The organism is Vibrio sp. V42_P2S4T144, from assembly GCF_009904715.1.
GTDB classification, from domain to species: Bacteria; Pseudomonadota; Gammaproteobacteria; order Enterobacterales; family Vibrionaceae; genus Vibrio; species Vibrio alginolyticus.
This window is the reverse complement of the sequence record NZ_WXWS01000409.1, coordinates 1-2,895: the sequence shown is the minus strand read 5'-3', so window position 1 is coordinate 2,895 and position 2,895 is coordinate 1. Positions and strand designations below refer to the sequence as shown.

At 42.4% G+C, this 2,895-nt stretch carries 3 protein-coding genes; all 3 read right to left on the bottom strand.

The window, feature by feature from the left end; genetic code table 11:
- On the bottom strand, positions 1-1,904 hold a 1,904-nt coding region (gene prc / locus CAG68_RS13815; RefSeq protein ID WP_161441284.1), incomplete at its 3' end, for a carboxy terminal-processing peptidase.
- Positions 1,905-1,921: 17 nt separating this feature from the next.
- Complete coding sequence (gene proQ / locus CAG68_RS13810; protein WP_005377435.1) at positions 1,922-2,548, bottom strand: RNA chaperone ProQ; 627 nt, start codon at positions 2,546-2,548, stop codon at positions 1,922-1,924.
- Positions 2,549-2,645: 97 nt separating this feature from the next.
- Positions 2,646-2,895, bottom strand: a 250-nt coding sequence (locus CAG68_RS13805; protein WP_443083870.1) for a GAF domain-containing protein, incomplete at its 5' end; no start/stop codon positions are given.

Below are 2,895 nucleotides of genomic sequence, written 5' to 3'. Positions count from 1 at the left end.
TTGAATGCTTTTTTACCCAAAGCAACTTGACGTTCATTTATGCGTTGTAATCGAAGGGCTTCCGCTTTATCCGATTCAGCTTTACGAACTTTTTCGTTCAAAGACAAAGTATTATCGTCTTTTTCTTTACGATATTTCTCGATGTCTTCATTGATAAAGCGGAACTCCATTTCATCAGAAATACGCTTGTTATGAAGAGCAGTAAGTTTTTCAACTAAGGCGTCGTTACTTGGAAACGTTTGATATTGTGCTTTATCAATCTGATCCCAAGGTAAAGCATTGTCTTCAACACTTTCACCTGTTTCAGAAGCCTCTATTGGCGTTGGGTACGAAATATCTGGTGCAACACCACGATTTTGCGTACTTCCACCGTCAATACGATAAAACTTCTGAATCGTGTACTGAACATAACCTAGCTCTTTATCGAAAAGATCGTAAATATGATTCAGTGAACGATGTTGCTGAACTGTACCTTTACCGAAAGAGTTTTCACCTAAGATGATTGCACGATTATAATCTTGCATTGCCGCTGCAAAAATTTCAGATGCTGAAGCACTGTAGCGGTTAATCAACACCGTCAATGGGCCATCATAACTCACTTTTCCATCGGTATCGGCATTCACCTTGATGCGGCCATAGCTGTCACGAACTTGAACTACAGGACCTTCTTTAATGAATAAACCTGTCAATGCCGTTGCTTCTGTTAGCGCACCACCGCCATTGTTGCGTAGATCAACGATTACGCCGTCAACGTTTTTGGTTTTCAACTCAGCTAGTAATTTATCGGTGTCTTTCGATAAGCCGACGTAGAAACTTGGTACTTCTAAAATACCAATCTTCTTACCGTCTTTTTCGATGATTTCTGACTTAACTGCACGATCTTCTAAGCGAACTTTGTCACGAACAATTGTGACAATGTAACTCTTTGCATCGTTACCTTCTGGCAAGATCTGTAGATTAACCTTTGTGCCTTTAGGGCCTTTGATTAACTGAACAACATCATCCAGACGCCAACCGATCACGTCGACAATTTCTTCACCGTCTTGTCCAACACCAGTGATTCGGTCCCCTTCACCAAGTTGCTTACTCTTTGATGCCGGACCGCCAACAACAAGTGAACGAATTACTGTGTAATCGTCTGTCATTTGCAAAACGGCGCCGATGCCTTCTAGAGAAAGGTTCATTTCCGATTGGAATTGCTCGGCATTACGTGGAGAAAGGTAGCTTGTATGAGGGTCAACCTGTCGCGCGAAGGCATTCATATACAACTGAAATGCGTCTTCATTGTTGGTCTGTGTGATGCGCTTCATCGCGTTGTTATAACGCTTCTCTAAAACTTCTTTAATCTCTGGCCACTCTTTGCCAGTCAGTTTCAGATTTAACGCGTCATATTTCACACGCTTGCGCCACAACTCGTTGAGCTCTGCTTCGTCTTTTGGCCATGCGGCCTCAGAGCGGTCTAACTCTATCTCGTCATCGGTATCAAACTTGATCTCTTCATCGAGTAGAGTTAACGCATAAGCAAAACGATCGAAACGCTTCTGCATTGAGAGGTTGTAAACATCAAAAGCAATTTGGTTGTTGCCCGATTTAAGCTGATCATCAAGCTCGACTGACCAATTTTTAAATGAATCGATGTCTGCTTGAGTGAAAATATTTCTATTGTAATCAAGCAACTCTACATAGCGTTCAAAGATCGCTTTAGAGAAATCATCATTGAGGCTGAAGTGCTTATAATGAGAGCGGGTAAATCGCGAGGTGACTCGTTTGCTAGCTGTTTCATGCTGAACTTCAGGAGAAAGAACCGGCAGGTCATCTTTATGTAGTTTGGCTTCAAGAGCCTGAGCTGATGCTGCTAGCCATAAGCTAGCAGCAATCAGGGTCACTTTTGAACGGCAATTCATGCGTAGGAGTATCTCCTTTATGCGCGCAAGTGCTCCGCTTTCACAACCATTTGTAGGCCGTTAGCAAGTTGAACACGTACATCATCCTTATTGATTTCAACAATGGTCGCTGCCATGTTTCCTTTGCCCATGTTCACGTTAACTGCGTTACCTACTGTGATTTCATCAGCATTTAGAGCGCGCGTTTCTACAGGCTTAGTTGGTTTTTGTACTTTTGGTTTATTAGTACGACGAGGCTGTTGAGGCTTTTTAGCCGCAGGTTTCGCTTTCGCCTTACCCTCTTCACGAGCTTTTTGTGCTTGTTCTTTACGACGAGCCTGAACTTTCGCCTTGCTTTCTGCAAGTGTCGCTTTCGCGTGTTCAACGTGCTCTTCTTCTAGCTCACCACAAGGGTTGCCATCTAGGTCTACACGTACTGCACCTGGTTTTACACCGTGTAGGTAACGCCATGATGAAGTGTACTGTCTTAACGCTGCACGAAGCTGTGTTTTGCTTACTTTTTCGTCTTCATTTAGACGTTCCGCAAGATCTTGAAAAATACCAATTTTCAGAGGTTTTGCTTCACCTTCTAAAGTAAAGCACTTAGGGAAACATTCAGCAATATATGCAATAACTTCTTTGCTGTTTTTTAACTTTTCAGTCATGAGGGGTCCTGATTTGAGCGGATTTCCGCGAGCATTAAGAAAAAATATTCTCGTATTATAGTGACATGCCAAGGAAAAACCACACTCGAAGGCTAATTTATGCGTCGTTCGCGTGTGAATTAAGCAGCTTTTCTACTTCAACCATGAAATGAGTGAGACCTTCTTCGTCTGTTTCATTAAATCGGCCAATACTTGGACTATCAATATCAAGTACACCAACCACCTTTCCATTAATAGAAAATGGAATCACAATTTCTGAATTGCTCGCTGCATCGCACGCAATATGCCCCTCAAATTCGTGAACGTCGTATACTCTTTGTATAGTATTAGTTTGTGCAGCAGTACCG